Below are 19016 nucleotides of genomic sequence, written 5' to 3' on the forward strand. Positions count from 1 at the left end.
GAACGCGTATTCTGGCACAGGATTTTGCCGCTGTTTTCGTTTTCGATTGAATTTTCCAGGAGAGTGATTGTGAAAGCACCTATTTCTTCCTACCTCGACACCATCCTGGACGAGGTCCGCTACAAAGACGCAGGCGCGAACGCCGACTATATTCCGGAATTGGCGGATAAAAACCCGAATGCTTTGGGCGCGGCGATGTGCACTACCAGCGGGCATATTTACAGCGCCGGTGATGCAGAGGTGGAATTTAGCATCCAATCGATCTCTAAACCGTTCGTCTACGCCATGGCTGTGCAGGAACACGGCATTGATGTGGTCAGCGAAATCGTCGGCATGGAGCCATCCGGTGAGGCCTTCAACGAGCTCTCGCTGGACCGCGAGGGCCACCGTCCGGTGAACCCCATGATTAACGCGGGTGCGATTGCCGTAACCCAGTTGATTGGTGGTACGGAAGCCACGGTGGAAGACCGTATCGAAATGATTCGCTCTTTCCTATCTGAGATGGCGTGCCGACAGCTGCGGGTGGATTATGACTTGTGCGAATCCGAACTGAAATTCGCGGACCGTAACCTGTCGTTGGCGCACATGCTGCGTAATTACGACATTATTCAGGATGATGCCCACGATGCCGTCGTCAGTTATACCGCGCAGTGCTCGATCATTGTGAACACTCGTGACCTGGCGTTTATGTCTGCCGTGTTGGCCAATGGTGGCAAGCATCCGTTGAATGGCAAGCGGGTGCTCGAGCCGGATGTGTGCCGGTTGACGCTAGCGGTGATGAGTTCAGCGGGCATGTATGACCAAGCTGGTCGCTGGATGGCGCACGTGGGAATCCCCGCAAAATCCGGTGTTTCCGGTGGTTTGCTGGGAACTTTGCCGGGCCAGTTGGGCTTTGCGTCGTATTCACCGCGGCTGAATGAATACGGCAATTCCGTGCGTGGTGTGCGGATTTTCAAGCTGCTTTCGCAGGACATGGGCTTGCACTTGATGGCGGCCGATGACCGAGCGGGTGTGGATGCGGTGCGCTCGATCGTGACCTACCAGGAAGATACCGTCGTCACGTTGCAGGGCATGATCAATTTCAATTCGGCGGAGTCTATTCTGTATGAGCTCTCGCAGCATGAGATCTCCGGGGACCACGTCATCTTCGATATGACTCGGGTTTCTGGCATCCGCAAGATGGGCAGGTACCTGCTCAAAGAAGGTATGCACCTGTTGGAAGAAAAAGGCTTCCGCATCTCGATTGTGGACCCGGACGATCACGTGCCCGATTACCGACGGGTGGATGGTACGGAGATCCACGTCAACGAGCAGGAATCCGCGCCGTTTGCTACAGAGCGCGAAGACGATCGCTATCATGACGACGATTGCCCGGACCCAGACCAGCCACAACGCCCGGATAACTGGGAAGACTGGGCTGACGGTGCAGAAGAAGACGGTGCAGAAGATCCCAGCGCAGAAGCTGAGTCTGCTGCGCCGAAGGAACCCGCTGACGTTAACTAATGCTGTAATGAGCTAGCCAATGTGTTCGTGATGTAGCGCCAACCCTAAAGTTTATGTGTGGAAGATCACTCAAACTTTGCTATTGTGGTGCCCAGAAGTGGAACACAAACGCACAAAGGGGCGCACATGGCGCACGAGCTCATTCAGCAAAACATCGACGGCAACCTGGCAACCATCACGATTGTTAATCCGGATAAACGCAACGCGCTCACGCACACGGCTTTCGGCGAGATCGCGAATACCGTCGCGGAGCTAGCCGTTGATGATTCGGTGCGCGCGATCGTTATTACAGGTGCGGGCGAGCATTTTTGTTCCGGCTTGGATCTGACTGCAAGTGTGTCATTGAGTTCTGTTAGTGATGAGCACATGCAGGCTTCGATGGGTGAGCTTAACTCCATGATCAGCACTATTGTCGAAGCAGAGGTGCCGGTTATTGCGGCCGTAGAAGGTGCCGCAGCTGGGGTGGGGGCGTCGTTGGCGTTGGCGTGTGATCTGGTGGTGGCTGCGCGCAGTGCGTTTTTTGTGTTGCCTTTTGGCCGGATCGGGCTGCTTCCCGACGGCGGCGTGATGCAGACTTTAGCGGCTTCGCTCGGGAGGGCAGTCGCGATGCGCATGGCGTTGTTGCAGCAGCCTTTGCCGGCTGCGGCTGCGCACCAAGCGGGTTTATTGGCTGAGCTTGCCGACGACGGTGGTGCGTTAGATGCCGCCAGAGGGTGTGCAGCGGCGCTGCAGATGGCTTCGCAGGAAGCGCTAGCTGCTACTAAACGTGGGGTAAACGCGGCCAGCCTGGGGCGGTTGTCGCAAACATTGGCACATGAGGCTGAACAACAGCCGAAGTTGCTGCGTAGTGAGGGACACCGCGAAGGTGTGCAGGCCTTTGCGGAGCGTCGCGCGCCTCGGTTTAGATAACTGGTTTAATTAGCTGGCTAGCGCGCTCGGCTACTAAGCTAGTGGCGTGTAGCGGCTACGATCACGTGAGCTAACTATGCATGTGCATCAACTGTGGTTTAGAGGCCGCTATGCGAAAACAGGTCAGGTGATTGAAATCACAATCATCTGACCTGCTTATACTGTGCGCCATCAGGGAATCGAACCCCGAACCCACTGATTAAGAGTCAGTTGCTCTGCCAATTGAGCTAATGGCGCGTAAGTGTTGATCACTCAACCCTTACTGTTGAACACTCTGTGTAAAACACTGTACCGTGTGCAACGAATAAGTACTCTAGCAGTGGTTCTGGAATAAGAAAAATCGCACCGCTGAGCTGCGGTTTTTCACCCTTTATGTGAAGCTTCTAGGGTTATCTGCGGTGTCATGTAGGGGCATGGTTTTGCGCTAACTCTTCGGGCGGTATCTCCTTAGGTGTTAACAAAACGTTAGGCGTTAACACAACGGATGTGGGAAGCGATTAATTAATAACACTCCATTTATGCAACGATTCGGTTAAAACTGGATAACTCATGTCCATAAGTGCTGGAAAACCAGCATCAATGGGTTAGTCTCGCTAGCAGTGCTTAATTACCGGCCTGCCTGCTGGGCAGGCCTTATTGCCATCCCGATATTGAACTAAATGCAGCTGTGTGCTGCGAAAGGAGCTCCGCGTTGACCTTCTGGTCTAAAACAGTGTCCACCCTCGCAATCGGAGGGTTGGTGTTAGGCCTTGCGGCCTGCGCGGATACCAGTTCTGACACGCAGCATTCATCGGCAGCAGAAAGTCAGAGTTTGGAAACCCCGCCGTCGATCAGCGTGAAAGACGGCGCCACGGAAGTAAACCCCACCGTTCCTGTTGAGGTCACCGGCGAAAACGAGCTGAAATCCGTTACGATGGTCAACGAGGTTGGCTATGAGGTGGAATCCGTTCTTTCTGATGACAGAAAAACGTGGAAGACCGACGAAGTCCTCGGCTATAACCGCAGCTACACCATCGAGGCTACTGATGTGGAGGGCAACACGACGTCGGCAAGCTTTACGACGCCACAGCCAACCAGTCAGTCCGCGGTGTCGATGGTGCCGCTTCCGGATTCCACAGTGGGCATCGGCCAGACAATCAACTTCCGTTTCGCTGGCACGGTGTACGATCGCCAGGCGGTGCAGGATGCCATCACCATTGAGACGTCCAATGACACCGTTGGTGCGTTCTACTGGATCAGCAACAGTGAGCTGCGCTGGCGCCCGAAAGAGTACTGGGAGCCAGGAACCAAGGTCAGCGTCGACGCCGATATTTATGGCGTAGACATGGGCAACGGCATGTGGGGTAGTAAGGACAACTCCGCGAGCTTCACCATTGGTGATGATGTGCGCGCGGTCGTCGACGATGCCACCAAAACCATGACGGTTACCCGTAATGGCGAGACCCTGCGCAGCGTGCCGGTGTCGTTGGGCCGTCCGGAGTATGCAACCCCGAACGGAACCTATTTGGTTGGCGATCAGCACAACGAGCTGGTGATGGATTCCACGACCTTCGGGCTGACCGGCGAAGGCTCGTATCGCACCGAGGTGAACTTTGCGACGCAGATGTCGTATTCCGGCATCTACGTGCACGGCGCACCGTGGTCGGAGTGGGCGCAGGGTAAATCCAATACCTCGCACGGCTGCATTAACGTCACCGATGCCGATGCGCAGTGGTTTATGAACACCGTCAAGCGCGGTGACGTCATTGAGGTGAAAAACACCAGCGGTGGCACCCTGTCGGGCTACGACGGGCTGGGTGACTGGAATATTGACTGGGAAACATGGTCGGCGGGTAACACCGACGAGATCGGCTCCTGGTAGCCGCCAGGCCAGACGCGGCTGCAGCACCCCCGTCGTGGCCAAGCCTAACAGCGGGACCGGCAACACTAGAATGCGTGAATAACTATGACGCGCATTTTTGATCTCACACGCATCGGTGCAGGCCTGCCTGTTGCCGAGACCATTGCTAGCTTGCCGGCCGACGGCAACGTCGTCGTGCAAGCCCCGCCGGGGACCGGTAAAACCACGCTGATTCCACCGGCGCTGGCAAATCAGGCAGCGCACGATCATGCGGCCGAACACACCGCATCGGGCGTCGGCAAGATTATCGTGACTGCCCCACGCCGGGTTGCGGTGCGTGCAGCCGCGCATCGGCTGCGAGCCCTGTCCGGCCAGCCGAAGCTTGTCGGCCATGCCATTCGGGGCGAATCCGTGCCGGGTAGTGCGGTGGAATTTGTGACCCCGGGGGTGTTACTACGCCGTTTATTGCGTGATCCAGAGCTTCCCGGGGTAGCAGCTGTGGCGATTGATGAGGTCCACGAGCGCCAACTCGATACCGATCTGGTGTTGGGCATGTGCCTGGAGTTGGCCCAGTTGCGCGAGGATTTCCGCGTGATTGCTATGTCTGCCACCGTCGATGCGCAGCGGTTTTCCCAGCTGATGGATGCACCGATACACGTCACTGAGGCAGCCATTCATCCTCTGGAAATCAGTTATGCGCCGGCGCCCGGCCGGGCAGCAGGGGAGCGTGGTTTTTACCGCCACGTCGCAGAACAAGCAGCCCAGCAGGCAACACAGCAGGCAGCACAGCCGATGAGCGGGCACGCGTCTGAGCAACGAAAGCCGAGCGCAGGCTCGACGCTGGTGTTCGTGCCCGGGGTTCGGGAAGTCAACCAAGTGTGTGCGGAATTAGCCACGCTTGTCGACGCTGACCTCCCCGTTTTCCCACTGCACGGCCAACAATCCGCCGAAGAGCAGGACCGCGCGTTGTCTACCGATGCCACGCGCATCGTGGTGGCAACCTCTATTGCGGAATCTTCGCTGACTGTGCCTGGGGTGCGGGCTGTCGTCGATGCCGGCTTGGCTCGTACGCCGCGGCGTGACATGCAGCGGGGAATGTCGGGGTTGGTGACGGCATCGGCCTCCAAATCTAGTGCGGATCAGCGTGCAGGCCGCGCCGGACGTGAAGGCCCAGGAACCGTCGTGCGCTGCTACTCGCAGGACGACTACCAGCATTTCGCGCCGCATACGACGCCGGAAATTCTCAGTGCGGACCTCACCCAAGCCGCCTTATTTCTGGATAGCTGGGGCGCTGGCGAGGATTTCCCTTTGTTGGATCAGCCGCCAGCTGCCGCGCTGGCAACCGCCCGCAGCACCCTACAGCGCATCGGAGCGACGAAACAACTGGCTCTCTTGCCGACGGATCCGCGCTTGGGTGCCACGCTGCTGCGTTATGGTGCCGGGGCCGCGAAAACTATTGCGCAGTTGGAGGAGAACCCGCGCGGGGATATTACTCGGGCACACGCCCAAAAACGATTAGTACAGCGGTTGGCCACATTGGTGCCGGATGTGGGGCCGGCGGATCCGGGAGCTGTGGTCGCTGCGGCCTTCCCCGAGCACGTAGCCCGCGCGGTGTCAGTTGGAGCATCTCGTGCACAGGGGACATCTCGGGCAACGGCGCCAGCAGCAACCGGTGCCCGAGATGCTCACGGTGGCCCTGGGGCTGGGACTAGCCGCGAATATCTTCTGGCGAGCGGCACGCGGGCGCGTTTGCTGGCGGATTCTGGCTTGGCGGATGCAGATTGGCTTGCGGTTGCGGAAATTTCCTTGTCGAATGCCGGGAATGCGATTATTCGTGCAGCCGCTCGGATTTCCGAAGACGATGCGCTGGATGCCATCGGGGTGCAAGAAGTCATTAGCGCGACGATAGACGAGGGCAAGATTCGTGGCCGGAAACGACGGATGGCCGGAGCAATCGAGTTGTCTTCGACGCCGGTGCAGGTCAGTGGTGCGCAGGCAGCCGCGGCCGTGGTAGAAAGTATTCGGGAGCACGGGCTCGGATTATTCGAGTGGTCGGCGTCGGCAAGCAATTTCTATGACCGGCTGCGACACCTGCACGAACACTACGGTTCGCCGTGGCCGGATGTGGCGGCGCAAGACCCAGCTACCTGGTTGGCACCCGAACTGGAGCAGATTGCTGAGGGTACACCGATTGCCAAGGTGGATCTGTACCCCGCGTTACAGCGCCTTTTGCCCTGGCCAGAGGCCACGCGGTTGGATGAGCTTGCGCCAGAGCATATGCCGGTGCCTTCGGGAAGGGGAGTGCGGCTGGATTGGTCCGGCGAGCGCCCAGTGGCAAGCGTGAAGTTGCAGGAATGCTTCGGTCTGGCGGAATCGCCGGTGTATTGCGGAAAACGGGTGCAGTTTCATTTGCTTTCGCCGGCGGGGCGACCGTTAGCGATTACCGACGATCTCGCGAGTTTTTGGTCCGGGCCTTATGCCGGGGTGCGCGCGGATATGCGCGGGCGCTACCCGAAGCACCCGTGGCCGGAAGATCCGTGGTTGGCGACAGCGACGGCGAAAACGAATGCGAGGCTGCGTAAAAACTAGACCCCGCAAAAACTAGTGATTAGTCAGCCCATTCCTTGCGCACGTGTCCGATGTGGGTGCGCACGATGGCTTCCATCGCGTTGGCGTCTTGCTCGAGTGCGGCATCGATCATCGCTTCGTGTTCGCGGGAGCTGGCAACCAAACTGTCCGCTTCGGCGAGCCGACGCAGGCCGGTGACACGGCTGCGCGTGCGTAGACTAGACACTGTTTCCACGATTACTGGGTTTCCGGCTAGAGCTAGGAAATCACAATGGAAGCGCAGGTCCGCCTGCAAATAGGAAACCAGGTCGCCGCGTTCGGCGGCGTCATTCAGCTCATGTGCCAGGGCGCGTAACTCTGCGACTTTTTCTGCAATGTCGCCGGTGCAGATCCGCGCGACTTTCGCCATGGTGGGCACTTCCAACAGAATCCGGGCCTCGGCTGCCCCGTCGAGGATGTCGTCGGAAAGCTCGGTCACCTTATAGCCGGTATTGCGCATTTTGGTGACCATGCCCTCGCGTTCGAAATACAGCATGGCCTCGCGCACAGGGGTAGCAGATACCCCCATTTGTGCGGCCAGTTGTGGCGCTGAATAAATCTGTCCGGGGGCGAGCTCGCCGGAGATCAGCCCGGCGCGGATGGATTCGGATACTTGATCACGCAGGGAGGTCGCGCGAGCAGAAATCTGGGGGATCTGAGCGTGAGCCATGGTGCAAGTTTACGTGGCGCTGATTAGCCCTGTGCGGATACCTTGTCGGCGATTGCTTCTGCGAGCGCGAGATCTTCCCACGGCATGCCAGTGAATTTGAAAACGATGGGTTTATCGCGTGCCACCTGAACTTTTCCACTGACGACGTCGGCGTAGCTAAGCAGATCGCTTGTGCGCAAGGCGCCTTCGTTTAACGGTTGGATGATATCGCCGCCTTCGCGCAGGGTGGCGTCCATATCTTCCACAATGACGGTGGCTGAGGCAACCAAATCCGTAGCTAATTCACGTGCATCTGGAGAATGCGATCCGACGGCGACGATGACTGCGCTGTCCGAAACCTCGTCTTTGGTCAGGATCGGTTCCGATGCGGTGGTGGTACACAAGATCAGGTTGGCAGCCCGGGTGGCTTCGCGTGCTTCCTCGCTGCCCGCCTGTGTCCAGTGGTATCGGTCGTCGAGGTCCTGTGGTTGCGTGCGCGAAATGAACGTCAACGAGATCTCCCGGTCTGGGAAGGTGGATTCTACAGTCGCAGCATGTGAGCGGCCTTGCGGTCCGGTGCCGAAAATCGCGACCTTGAGTGGGGCAGAGCTGCCGGCAGCATCGTTAGCGTTGCCGGAGTCGCCGGCAAGAAAATCATAGATGCACGAAATAGAGACCGCGGGTGTGCGCAAGTTGGTAACGGCGATGCCATCGATCAGTGCTCTTGGGCTCAAGGTGGTGCCGTCGAAAAGCAGATAGGAGCCCTGAATACGCGGCAAGTTGTCGTGATAGCCGGGAGGTGCCACCGAGAGCAACTTGATGCCAAATGCCGACGAGGTTGCTGATGGCATGATCAGGAATTCACCGTTTTCGACCGGGACGGCAGACCGCGATTGATCACCGGCGGGATCGAAGCCGTTTCGTAGGGTTTCGCGAAGCGTGGCGACGGCATCTGCCGGGGTAAATGCGGCATAGACCTGCTCGTAGGAGATGAACTCTGGTGCCAGTGGGGTTTGTTCAGGCATGGACAGCATCCTTTCTAGTGTCATTGCAATTGTACTGATAGCGTTCTAAGGTTTCATCTAGATCACAGTGAGGACAAATGATGACGACAGATAAAAGACTGAATTTTTTCGAGCTCGCGGCACTAGGCTTCCTGCTCTTCGCCATGTTTTTGGGCGCCGGTAATATTATTTTCGCGCCAATGGTCGGCCAAGAAGCCGGTAGTGACATGTGGATTCCCATGGCCGGTTTTCTCATCACCGGCGTTGGTCTGGTGTTTTTGGCGATTGTCGCTTTAGCAAAAACTAGCGGCGACGTGCACCGAATGGCATCACGGGTGAGTAATAAATACGCGATCGTTTTCTGCCTGGTGTTATTTTTGACCTTAGGGCCGATCTACGTAATTCCACGTACGACGTCCGTGGTGTTTGAGATTGGCGTTTTGCCCTCGTTGCCGAATCAAGACACCGCACACCGTCTGCCATTGCTGATCTTTTCGGCTATTTTCATCGCAGCGACCATCTGGCTCTCGCTGAGCCCGAACAAACTGGTAGATCGTATCGGTAAGGTACTGACCCCAGCGTTCGGCATTTTGTTGCTGCTCATCATCGTGACCTCCATCGTGAACCCAATGGGGCACGTGCACGAACCGTTGGACGCTTATACCGAGAGTGCGTTTTTCACCGGGTTTATCGAAGGCTACCTGACGATGGATGCCGCTGCCGCGTTAGTTTTTGCCGGTGTTTTCATCCAGGCGATTCGTAGTCAAGGTGTGAACAGCAATCGCGGAATTTCCACGGTCTTTTTCAAAGCCGGATTGTTCACTGTTGTTGCGTTGGCGATCTTGCATATTTCGCTGGCATGGATCGGTGGAAGTTCTGTTGACGCCATCGGACGCATGGACAACGGTGGACAATTGCTCGCCGAAGCTTCTCGCTATTTGCTTGGTCAACCAGGCCTTTACGTGATCGGCGCTGTCGTTTTCTTGACGGGGCTGACCACCAACGTGGCTTGTTTGACCGCCGTTGCTGATTATTTCGCGCGCGTATTCCCGAACTTTGGCTACAAAAAGTGGGTGTGGATCAACGCAACGTTGGGCTTTGGCATCGCTAACTTGGGGTTGGAGACGGTTCTTTCTGCCGCACTTCCCGTATTGTTCTTGCTCTACCCGCTCTCGATGGTGCTCATTCTGCTGACGCTTGTCGACGAAATTTTCGGTAAAGCACGGGCTGTCTACGTGGGGGCGACCATTGCTACCGCGCCTTTCGCGATCCTTGACGCGATCCGCGCCGCCAACGTCGACATGAGCAACATTGACTCCGCGTTGTCGTTTATCCCGCTGTTTACTGATTACGGTGGTTGGATTATTCCCGCGATCCTGGGGGCTGTGATTGGTTATATCTACGCGCAAGCCACTTCTGGAAAGCCGGAGATAGTGGAGGAACAGTCGATGGAGGAGCTTGCCGACGAACAAGCTGAAAGCTAACGCAAGTATGGCTGCTAAGCCAACAAGAGTGAGAAGGGAGCGGCAGAAACCATGAAAGACATCGTCGTCATCGGTGCGGGAGCCATCGGTATGGCCAGTGCTTTTCGTCTGGCCAAGGAAGGCCATAACGTAACCATCGTGGACCCGGTCGCGCCGGGATCCAAGGCTTCGAGCCACAACGCCGGTTGGGTAGTGCCGACCATGAGTGAGCCAGTTCCAGCGCCGGGCGTATTAACAAAAGCGATGAAGTGGCTGTGGAAAAAGGATTCGCCACTGTATATCAGCCCATCTGCAGACTGGCGGTTTTATACTTTCTTGCTGCGAATGCTGCAGCACACCAGCAGTAAACACTACGCCGCTGGCACAGAAACGCTGATTCAATTGTCCAAAGAAACGTTTAGCACCTTCGATGAATTTGTTGCCGAAGGCGTCGAGGTTGATTTGGACTTCGCCACGATGCGCACGCTGTTTAAAGATACCTCTGGTATGGATGCGCGTTTGGATGAGTTGACGCATTTTGCAGATAATTTTCCGGGATTGAGCTACCGACGCATGGATGATGCGGAATTGCGTACATATCAGCCAGCGTTGTCGAAAGATGTGCAGGGTGGAATCGAATCGCGAGGAGATGCGCACCTGGATCCCGCGAAGTTTACGGCTGCACTGTATAAAGCATGCCAGGAAGCCGGGGTGGAATTTGTCGCTTCGCGTGCGTGGTTGCGCGATCGTGGCTCTGGGAAGGCACGCGTGATCGTGGATGGCTCGTTTATCGACCCAGACCACGTGGTGGTTGCTGCTGGGGCTTGGACCGGGGAGGTCTTACAACAACTCGGTCAGCGCATTTCGCTGCAGGCAGGTAAGGGATATGGTTTTGATTTCCCGGTGGAAGAAGGCTGGCTCACCGACACGCTGTATATGACAGATGCCAAAGTGGTTGCCACACCCATGGGGGACCACGTGGTGGTTGCAGGAACCATGGGATTCAGCGGAATTGATGAAAGCCTGGATCATGTTCGTGCCGGAGGAATTCTCAAAGGCGTGCGGAGCTTCTTCCCAGAATGGCCAGTCAATGAGTATGACTTGGAACCTTGGCAGGGGATGCGACCGATGACTCCGGATGGTTTGCCGCATATTGGCGCGCTGCGAAAATTCCCGAATGTCGTCGTCGCCACGGGCCATGCCATGCAAGGAATCAGCCTTGCGCCCCGGACTGCACAGTTGGTGTCTGGTGTGATTGCGGGAGAGACAATGCCCGATTGGATGGGAAAGATTCATCCAGAACGGTTTACGTGGCTGGGATGAAACCTACCGTGATTTGAACAGCACCTCTGAGATTTCCGCTGTGCTGACCTTCGCCATTTGCGCGTTGAGTGCGTCGATATCTGGTTGTTGGTCAGCTTTGTGCTTGATGATCAACCGTGCGGGTGCATTCGGGGAGAATTCGAAGGCAGCATAGCCCATCCCTTTGCTGCTGAAGATGTCGTAAAGCGCCTGCAAAATCTTCTTGCTTGTCTTGCCACCGTCTTTATTGTCTACACCTGCAACGGCAAAGTGCGTGGTCTGTAATGGTGCCATTATTCTCCTCGGAAATACGGTTTCCAGAATTACGGGTCTAGAGAGGTTTTAGCACTACCGAAAAGAGTATCTAGATGCGGCCGTTAAAAGCTTGCAGTGCGGAATCTTCACGGGTTCCACCACGACCATCCTGGTAGTCCTGGTAATCCTTAATCCAGCCGATCCGCGATACCCATTTCACGTGCTTGTATCCGTGGTTAGATTCTACGCGCAACCGCACCGGTGCACCCAGGTGGTTATCGATAGGTTCGCCATTACGGTCCAGCGCGAGGATGGTGTCATCTTCGTAGGCAGTTTCTAGGTCAATAGCGGCGTAAAATGGCTCACGGGGACGATCATCAATCATCTTTTGCGCCAGACCGTAGGACTCGATTAGTACGTAGCGGGCCCCTTCTGGGCGTTCGCCTAATAGCTCGAGCGTGTCGGTAAGTTTCGGACCACGCCAGCGCGACGTGGCCGACCATCCCTGCATGCAGGTGTGGGTGGCGATGTACGAGTGCTGGGGAAGGGCACGGAGGTCATCCAAGGTGATGGTCTTGTTGACGTCACGGACATCGTCAAAGACTGTCATTTCATAGCCGTCCCAGTTGCTATCGCGTTGTTCGATCCAGTACTCGGATTCGTCTTCCGTTGGTGGCAGACCGTTGGTCCAGTGGAATTCCGAAATATCGTCGTCAGTGTAGGCTTTCTGCTTGGCTCCGCGTGGGCGCAGTTTCTGCAGGAAGATTTTGCGGCCCCATTCGGTAGTAAGCACCAAGAAATTGTGGGCGCGGACGCGATCCGACAGCGACCAGTAGGAAAGTCCGATCCAGAAACAGACGACCAGCACGACGGTAAGCACCATGATGAACAGCGCCTGGCCTGCGCGTTCAGTGGACATAACGCCGAAGACCATGTTCGTGGTGTTGTGATTGCGGTGTACCAGCATGACCAGACCGACGTGCATGATTACGAAGCCGGACATCATCGCCATGCCGATGAAGTGCAGGGAACGTGCACCTTGATGCCCACCCCACATTTTTACGTACCACGGCATGGACTGGCGCACGGCAGGCGACATTGCGACGCCGGTCAGCATCATGAACGGAGCCAGGATGAAGATCACGAATGAGTACGTCAGCTGCTGCAACGCGTCGTAAGGCTGGAAGTGTTCGATGCCTGGTGCGGTGAACGACATGTATGTTTTGAACGAGTCCCAGGCTTCGGGGAAAACATCCCAGGAGGTTGGGATTAGCCGTTTCCACAGCCCGGTGGCAAATAGCATAATGACGTAGAAGACGCCGTTAAGCACCCACAGCATCACGCCTAGGCCGTGCCAGTGACGGCCTAAGCCGATGTTTTCGCGGCCCGGAAGAGTGAAAATTGGGGAAGCAGACTTTTCATCCATTAGGGAGGTGTAGACGCCTTCTTCTTTGGGAAGCTCACGCTTGGTGAACTTCAACCACTCGGTGCCTGGTGCGCAGTCATTGCGCCACCACAGGCGAGGCATGGAGGCGAGCATCTCCCAGCCGGAACGTAGGAGGATGCCGATCAGGACAAAGTTGATGAGGTGGCTGGCGCGGAGCCAGAGTGGGAAATCTGGATTAATTTCCATTGGCTGTTCCTTCAATCAAGGGGGGTAGCAGTCATGGGACGTGATTGGGAAAAATCTTCGAAACTACTCTTTTATAACGTAACACTTATAAATTGAAAAAGACAGTCAGTTACAGCTCGGCAAGCTGGGGATTTATGATTGAAAAGCCTTAGCTTTTCTATGTGTGTGCAAGGTTAGTTATCAGAAAATAGAACAAATAATGGGGTTATTCTGGCGAAAGTCTCGCCCACGCTCTGTTCCGGATATATGTAGCCTGCCACGTGAAAACACCCTTTCGGCAGCATTTCTGCGACCGAAAGGGTGAAACTTTGGGGTGGCTGACGGGGCTCGAACCCGCGACACCTAGGATCACAACCTAGTGCTCTACCAGCTGAACTACAGCCACCATCGCTACTCTAAAGCAGCACGCACTAGACTAGCGCATCATCGCGAGTTTACAAAAACCGCTGGTAGGTGGCGGTTGCGTCGTCCTTCGCGCGGGCGGCATCGTTGCTAGAAAGCTCGTCTGGATCCACAAAAACCGCACGACGGTAGTAATCCAACTCACGGATTGATTCCACAATGTCGGCTAGCGCGCGGTGCGCCTGGCCCTTATCCGGTTGCTGGAAATATGCGCGAGGGAACCAGCGACGAGAAAGCTCTTTGATCGTAGAGACATCCACCATGCGGTAATGCAAGCGCTGATCCAGCTTTGGCATGTATTCCTGGATAAACCGGCGGTCAGTAGCGATCGAATTACCGGCCAGTGGAACCGTCCAATCTTCCTCACAGTGCTGCGCAATCAGATCCAACACAGCGTGCTCAGCTTCGCCGATGGAGGTGGTGGACTCCGCAATTTCTTTATCCAGGCCAGAAGCTTGGTGCATGCGTACAACGACCTCATCCATCTTGGCCAGTTCTTCTGCACTGGCATGAATGACCGCGGAGTAGCCGTCGCCAAGAATATTCAGGTTGGCATCGGTGACCAAAGCTGCAACTTCGACGATGACATGCTGCTTCGGATCCAAGCCAGTCATTTCCAGGTCGATCCACACTAGACGGTTGCTTTTCGCGGGAATTCCGTTTGTAGAAGCAGCGTGATGTGGTGCGGAATTTTCAGAATTAGCAGTTGTCATGAGTAAAACTTTCTTGCGTGAAAATTTGCGGGCGGCTCTAACTAAGCAAAACCTGTTTAGCCCATCTTGGAATAAAAACTGCCGACTAGCGGCGCGATCATTGGCACCGGTATTACCTGGCTAAGCACGTTCATTGCTTTTGATAGCGGTCCGGGAACCACGCGGCGCCGGTTTTTGGCCATGGCCTCCAGGGTTTCGGCCGAGCATGACTCGTAGGTGGTCCATAAAAAGTCTGGCACGACCTTATCGACGATTGACTGTTCCTCGTCCGGCACGGCGGCATCGCGCACTGGCCCCGGGGCGAGCAGCGTGCAGCTGACGCCAGTGCCCTTCAACTCGTAGTGCAGCGCCTCGGTAAAAGCATTGACACCCGCCTTGGTGAATACGTAGGTGGCATTATTCGGGATCGGGATATTGCCTGCGGCTGAGCCGACGTTGCAAATCGCGCCTTCGCCGCGTTCCCGCATAGGGCGGACAACCGCGTTGGTGATGCGGTGCACCGCCGTGGCGTTCAGGTGAAACTGGTTGGTTTCATAATCCCAGTCTTGTTCGACGAATTTGCCGAAGCTTGCGATGCCCGCCGAATTGACTGCAATAGAGACGTTTTTATCTTTCAGGTATTCCAGCAAACCCGTGACTTCGTCGTAGTTAGACAGGTCTGCGGCAAAAACTTCGGCTGTGATGCCGTGGGAGCTAAGTTCGTCGGCAAGAGTGTGCAAGACCTGTTCACGCCGGGCGACGAGGATGAGATTGTGGCTGGCCTTGGCGAGATCGCGTGCCATGGCCTCGCCGATGCCTTGACTTGCGCCTGTAACCAGGGCGTACGAGTCTGGTCGCGGGTGGGGAAGAGCCATGGTTCTCCTTATGAAATGGACGCGCCGTACCGCTGTCGCGGGATAAGGCACACCGGGGTCTCGCTGTTGCGTAGCTTTCTTGGGTCTTGTTTCGTTCAACCCTACCTTGGTGTGAAACTGGAGTGTGCCCCCGATAAGAGGCTCGGTTGTCGCCATAAAAGTGCCCCCAGCAGGATTCGAACCCGCGACCGACGGGGTAGAAACCCGTTGCTCTAATCCACTGAGCTATGGAGGCCGACAGATCGTGCCTAATGAGCGCCGATCCGCATGAAAACTATACCGGATTGTGCAAGTAGGTGACACACCGGTTAAGAATCCCGTGCGATCGGTTGTAGGTTAGAACCTATGGCTACCCCGACCTCTCGTGTGCGTTCCACCTGGCCCTGGTACCTGGCAATGCTGCTGGTCGCCGGTCTTGGCGCCGGCATTATCTCTGCACAGTTCCTTGCAGAATCGCTCGCAGCGCTCGGTATCCCAGACCCAGGCATGCTAACCACCTTTGGTCTGCCATTTTTCCGCGCGGCTGCTTGGATCCTCGTTGCGCTCGCCGTCGGTTCCTATTTACTCACCGCATTCCTCATCCCACCGCGGATGCCGGAGCCCGCACCAGATGCTCCCACCCCCAATTCTGGTCTTGCCCAAGCACGCCTCAGCGTCGACGGACACCTGGCGGCACGCACTGGCGCGCTGAGTTTACTCGCGGTCGCCGCTGTCGCGTTGGTCATGGTCTCGATGACGTTTTCTGATGTCTCCGGCACCCCATTTTTCAGTACCTTCGCGCATTGGAATGTGGCCCTAGACCAGGTTGCCGAAGCGAAATCCTGGCTGATCATGTCTCTGCTGGCCGCCGCCGTCGGCATCGTCGGATTGTTCGCACGCCGCTGGACCATGCAACCAATCTTGCTCATCGGCGCTGTACTCACCGTCGTTCCGCTGGGTATGGAAGGCCACTCGGCATCTGGCGGGGACCACGACTGGGGCACAAATTCCTACCTCTGGCACTTGGTGTTTATGGTGCTGTGGATCGGCGGGCTCACCGCCTTGATCGCGCACTCGCGTCGCCTCGGCGACCACTTGGCACTTGCCGTTCGCCGCTATTCCAGTCTGGCGCTGTTTGCCGCCGCGGTGATGGCGATTTCCGGCGTTGTCAATGCTGCCTTGCGCATTGGCCCGCACCATCTCTTTACGACGAATTACGGCTGGATCATCACCGCCAAAACCGTGCTAACCCTCGTCCTCGTCGGTCTCGGATGGCTGCACCGGCAACGCAGCATCCCGCAACTAGCGCAACGCCCGGGGGTTTTCCGTCGCATAGCCATCGTGGAAGTCCTCGTCATGGCGTTGACAGCCGGAATCGCGGTCACCATGGGGCGCACCCCGCCACCTGCACCGGATGACCCGAACTTGTCGACGATGGAAATCACCGTCGGCTACGACATCCCATTTGAGCCAGACATTCTCAATGTGTGGACTGTCTGGCGTTTCGACGTCATGTTCAGTGCATTGGGAATCCTTCTAGCTGCCGGTTACCTGTATGCGGTTCGTCGCGCGCGTCGCGCAGGCCACGAGTGGTCGCGTGGTCGCACGGCGTGGTTCTTGCTGGGATCACTGGGCATGGCGGTGATTATGAGTTCGGGCGTCGGCATGATTATTCCGGCGACATTCTCGATGCACATGATCGGCCACATGTTGTTGTCGATGACATTCCCGGTTTTTCTCGTGCTGGGCGCGCCGCTCACGCTGATCATGACCGCCTGGGAGCCAGGTGAGGCTGGAAAACCCAACCTGCACGATTGGACCCGTGCTTTTTGTCAGTCCCGTGGACTGAGCATAATCACATATCCACCGATCAACCTGGCGCAATTTATCTTCGTGTTCTATGCGCTGTACTTGAATTTTGATTGGTACCAAGCAGCGATTTCCGATCATGCCGGGCACGTGATCATGAACTGGGCGTTTTTAGTCTCTGGCTATATCTATTTTTGGGAAGTCATGGGGCCGGATCCGTTGCCGGGGCGCAAACAACCGCTGGTGCGTTTGGCGTGGCTGTTTTTCTCTATGCCGATCCACCTGTATCTGGGTGTCTACATGATGCAGCTGACCGAAATTTACGGCGAGGAGTTTTATACCTCGATTAATTTGCCGTGGGCGATTGATTTGTTGGCGGACCAGCGCGTCGGAGCTGGTATCGGCTGGGCTGCCGGTTCGTTCCCGCTGATCGTCGTCTTTGGTGAGCTGTTCCGGCAACTGTTTACTTATGACCGCGAACAGCAAGAGGCCATCGATGCGGAGATGGACCGGGTGCCGGATCATGATCTCACCGACGACCTCGTCAACGACGGTCCTGCCGACGACGACCTTGCCGACGATGGCCTCGCCGATGATGACCGTCTTGCTGCACAGAAAACTGTTGGTGTTCAACAGTCTGTAAAAACGCCGAAAAAAGACTCTGAATTAAGTAACGATTCAGGTAATGCTCTAGATTTATATAATGCGATGTTGGAAAAGATGAGCCGTGGAGAACACATCGAGGATGAGTATCACGAATCCGAGATGGGCCAATCCCGTTTCCGTAGGAAGCGTGGCGGGAATGGCTCCGGTTGGGGGAACGCCCCGGAATAGCGGTTTGGAGCGCACCAACACTTGCCGGTAATCCTCTGACTGTCAACCACCAAGGATTTTTTCGTTATGAAAAAGAGCCCACTCGCCGTTGCGCTGAGCGCATTGGCTACTGCTGCACTCTGCTTGACTGCTACGCCAAGTATCGCTGCTGCGTCGCCGTCGACGGAGGCCTCGAGCTCGGGCTCCAGTTTGTCGTCCAACGGTGGTAGCTCTAGTTCAAGCTCTAGCCGCGATGCGGTTGGAGCGCCAGGGGATTCCACAAACCCAGGCAAGCAATTGGTCACACTGGGGGATTCATTTACTGCTAACGGCCACGTTCGTGGTTTCCGCTGGTTGCAGCGGGGAATCCCGCAAGAAAGTTTGGGTTCTTCGTCTGGTTCGAGTGATTCGGGTAAAGGTTTCGTCCGGCCGGTGGAATTAGGCCTGAGTGGGTGTGGGCAGGATCCAGATAACTGGCCACGTCAGTTGGCAGGCATGACTGAGCGTAGTTTGGGTGATTACTCATGCAATGGTGCAACGTCCCGCAGCGTTGTTGAGCATCAGCTGGAACAAGCTTTGCGCGATGGCAATATCGGCCCGGCTACTGAGGAAGTTGTGATTGCGGTGGGTGGCCTGGATCCGTGGCGGTTTAAATTGGATGAGATTCCGTTTCCATACCCACAGGCAGTTATTGACCGCTACAAAGCCCGCGTAGCGAATATCACTCACCAGGTGCGTCAGCTCGCGCCGAATGCGCGGGTGACGGTCCCCTCGTATTTGAGTGTTTCCTCACCGCAAGGGCACGTTTGCTTCGTTAATGTAATCCCGAATCAGCCATTGGGGTTTGTGGTTCCGGGCGCGCAGCGTTATGAGCAGGCATTGGCGGACATCCAGCGTGAGGCTGCCCATGAAGCAGGTGCACGTTTTGTGGATGTCCGTTCTGCAACCCGCGACCACCACACCTGTGCACCTGATGCGGAGCGCTATGTATCTGCCATCTGGGTGGATACGACTGCGCCGACTCATACCATGGCTATGCACCCAACCGTGAAAGGCTCACAGGCCATAGCCGCTGAAATTGCGCGTTAAGTTAGCCCATTAGCCACGGATTGTGGCGTATGCTGCCCTGTCTCACCGTTATCTTCGGTGCGGCAGGGTATTTCTTTGTGCAACCCCACCAGCACAATTTCTACAGTTTCTGTGGATAACTTTGTTTATCCACAGCCGGGCAGTCTTTGTAGTTGTTGCGGACGTCGTTTCCCCAGACACTAGGTGCTACCA

Annotated in this window: 14 protein-coding genes and 3 tRNA genes; 8 read left to right on the top strand and 9 right to left on the bottom strand. The window is 56.4% G+C overall.

The window, feature by feature from the left end; all coding sequences use genetic code 11:
• Positions 1-69 precede the first annotated feature (69 nt).
• Positions 70-1503, top strand: coding sequence for a glutaminase (locus ACP8MI_RS02310; protein ID WP_018120898.1), 1434 nt, complete (start codon positions 70-72; stop codon positions 1501-1503).
• A 126-nt stretch (positions 1504-1629) separates the two neighbouring features.
• The gene (locus ACP8MI_RS02315; RefSeq protein WP_018120899.1) at positions 1630-2412 is read left to right on the top strand and encodes an enoyl-CoA hydratase-related protein; all 783 of its coding nucleotides are present in this window, start codon (positions 1630-1632) and stop codon (positions 2410-2412) included.
• 164 nt (positions 2413-2576) lie between these two features.
• Here the strand turns inward: ACP8MI_RS02315 and ACP8MI_RS02320 are convergent.
• Positions 2577-2649, bottom strand: a tRNA-Lys gene (locus ACP8MI_RS02320).
• A 475-nt stretch (positions 2650-3124) separates the two neighbouring features.
• On the opposite strand from ACP8MI_RS02320, the gene ACP8MI_RS02325 reads away from it, so the two are divergent.
• Both ACP8MI_RS02325 and hrpB read left to right on the top strand, forming a co-directional pair.
• A complete protein-coding gene (locus ACP8MI_RS02325; RefSeq protein WP_018120900.1) occupies positions 3125-4273 on the top strand; it encodes a L,D-transpeptidase in 1149 nt (382 codons plus the stop codon).
• Positions 4274-4366: 93 nt separating this feature from the next.
• Positions 4367-6841, top strand: coding sequence for an ATP-dependent helicase HrpB (gene hrpB / locus ACP8MI_RS02330; protein WP_490290748.1), 2475 nt, complete (start codon positions 4367-4369; stop codon positions 6839-6841).
• 19 nt (positions 6842-6860) lie between these two features.
• Here hrpB and ACP8MI_RS02335 read toward each other — a convergent pair whose 3' ends face one another.
• Positions 6861-7529 (bottom strand): GntR family transcriptional regulator, encoded by a 669-nt coding sequence (locus ACP8MI_RS02335; protein ID WP_126844792.1) that lies wholly within the window; start codon positions 7527-7529, stop codon positions 6861-6863.
• Between the two features lie 23 nt (positions 7530-7552).
• Entirely contained in the window at positions 7553-8533 is a 981-nt protein-coding gene (locus ACP8MI_RS02340) for an ornithine cyclodeaminase family protein (protein ID WP_126844791.1), read from the bottom strand.
• Positions 8534-8610: 77 nt separating this feature from the next.
• On the opposite strand from ACP8MI_RS02340, the gene brnQ reads away from it, so the two are divergent.
• Positions 8611-9996: a branched-chain amino acid transport system II carrier protein gene (gene brnQ, locus ACP8MI_RS02345; protein WP_238635901.1), complete on the top strand. Its 1386-nt coding sequence runs from the start codon at positions 8611-8613 to the stop codon at positions 9994-9996.
• 51 nt (positions 9997-10047) lie between these two features.
• Positions 10048-11298 carry an NAD(P)/FAD-dependent oxidoreductase gene (locus ACP8MI_RS02350; RefSeq protein ID WP_126844790.1) on the top strand — a complete coding sequence of 417 codons (1251 nt, stop codon included), beginning with the start codon at positions 10048-10050 and terminating at the stop codon, positions 11296-11298.
• Between the two features lie 3 nt (positions 11299-11301).
• Here ACP8MI_RS02350 and ACP8MI_RS02355 read toward each other — a convergent pair whose 3' ends face one another.
• The 6 genes from ACP8MI_RS02355 to ACP8MI_RS02380 all read right to left on the bottom strand — a co-directional run bounded on the left by ACP8MI_RS02355 (position 11302) and on the right by ACP8MI_RS02380 (position 15369).
• Complete coding sequence (locus ACP8MI_RS02355) at positions 11302-11571, bottom strand: hypothetical protein (protein WP_126844789.1); 270 nt, start codon at positions 11569-11571, stop codon at positions 11302-11304.
• Positions 11572-11641: 70 nt separating this feature from the next.
• On the bottom strand, positions 11642-13165 hold the full coding sequence (locus tag ACP8MI_RS02360) for a molybdopterin-dependent oxidoreductase (protein WP_126844788.1): 1524 nt from the start codon (positions 13163-13165) through the stop codon (positions 11642-11644).
• Between the two features lie 309 nt (positions 13166-13474).
• Positions 13475-13550, bottom strand: a tRNA-His gene (locus ACP8MI_RS02365).
• Positions 13551-13599: 49 nt separating this feature from the next.
• A complete protein-coding gene (gene orn / locus ACP8MI_RS02370; RefSeq protein WP_126844787.1) occupies positions 13600-14280 on the bottom strand; it encodes an oligoribonuclease in 681 nt (226 codons plus the stop codon).
• 56 nt (positions 14281-14336) lie between these two features.
• The gene (gene cmrA / locus ACP8MI_RS02375; RefSeq protein ID WP_126844786.1) at positions 14337-15134 is read right to left on the bottom strand and encodes a mycolate reductase; all 798 of its coding nucleotides are present in this window, start codon (positions 15132-15134) and stop codon (positions 14337-14339) included.
• Positions 15135-15295: 161 nt separating this feature from the next.
• A tRNA-Arg gene (locus tag ACP8MI_RS02380) sits at positions 15296-15369 on the bottom strand.
• Between the two features lie 110 nt (positions 15370-15479).
• Between ACP8MI_RS02380 and ACP8MI_RS02385 the strand changes: the two genes are divergently transcribed.
• Both ACP8MI_RS02385 and ACP8MI_RS02390 read left to right on the top strand, forming a co-directional pair.
• The gene (locus ACP8MI_RS02385; RefSeq protein WP_126844785.1) at positions 15480-17756 is read left to right on the top strand and encodes a bifunctional copper resistance protein CopD/cytochrome c oxidase assembly protein; all 2277 of its coding nucleotides are present in this window, start codon (positions 15480-15482) and stop codon (positions 17754-17756) included.
• Between the two features lie 66 nt (positions 17757-17822).
• Positions 17823-18824: a GDSL-type esterase/lipase family protein gene (locus ACP8MI_RS02390; protein ID WP_049167488.1), complete on the top strand. Its 1002-nt coding sequence runs from the start codon at positions 17823-17825 to the stop codon at positions 18822-18824.
• Positions 18825-19016 lie beyond the last annotated feature (192 nt).

It is taken from the genome of Corynebacterium sp. LaCa_70, from assembly GCF_058182015.1.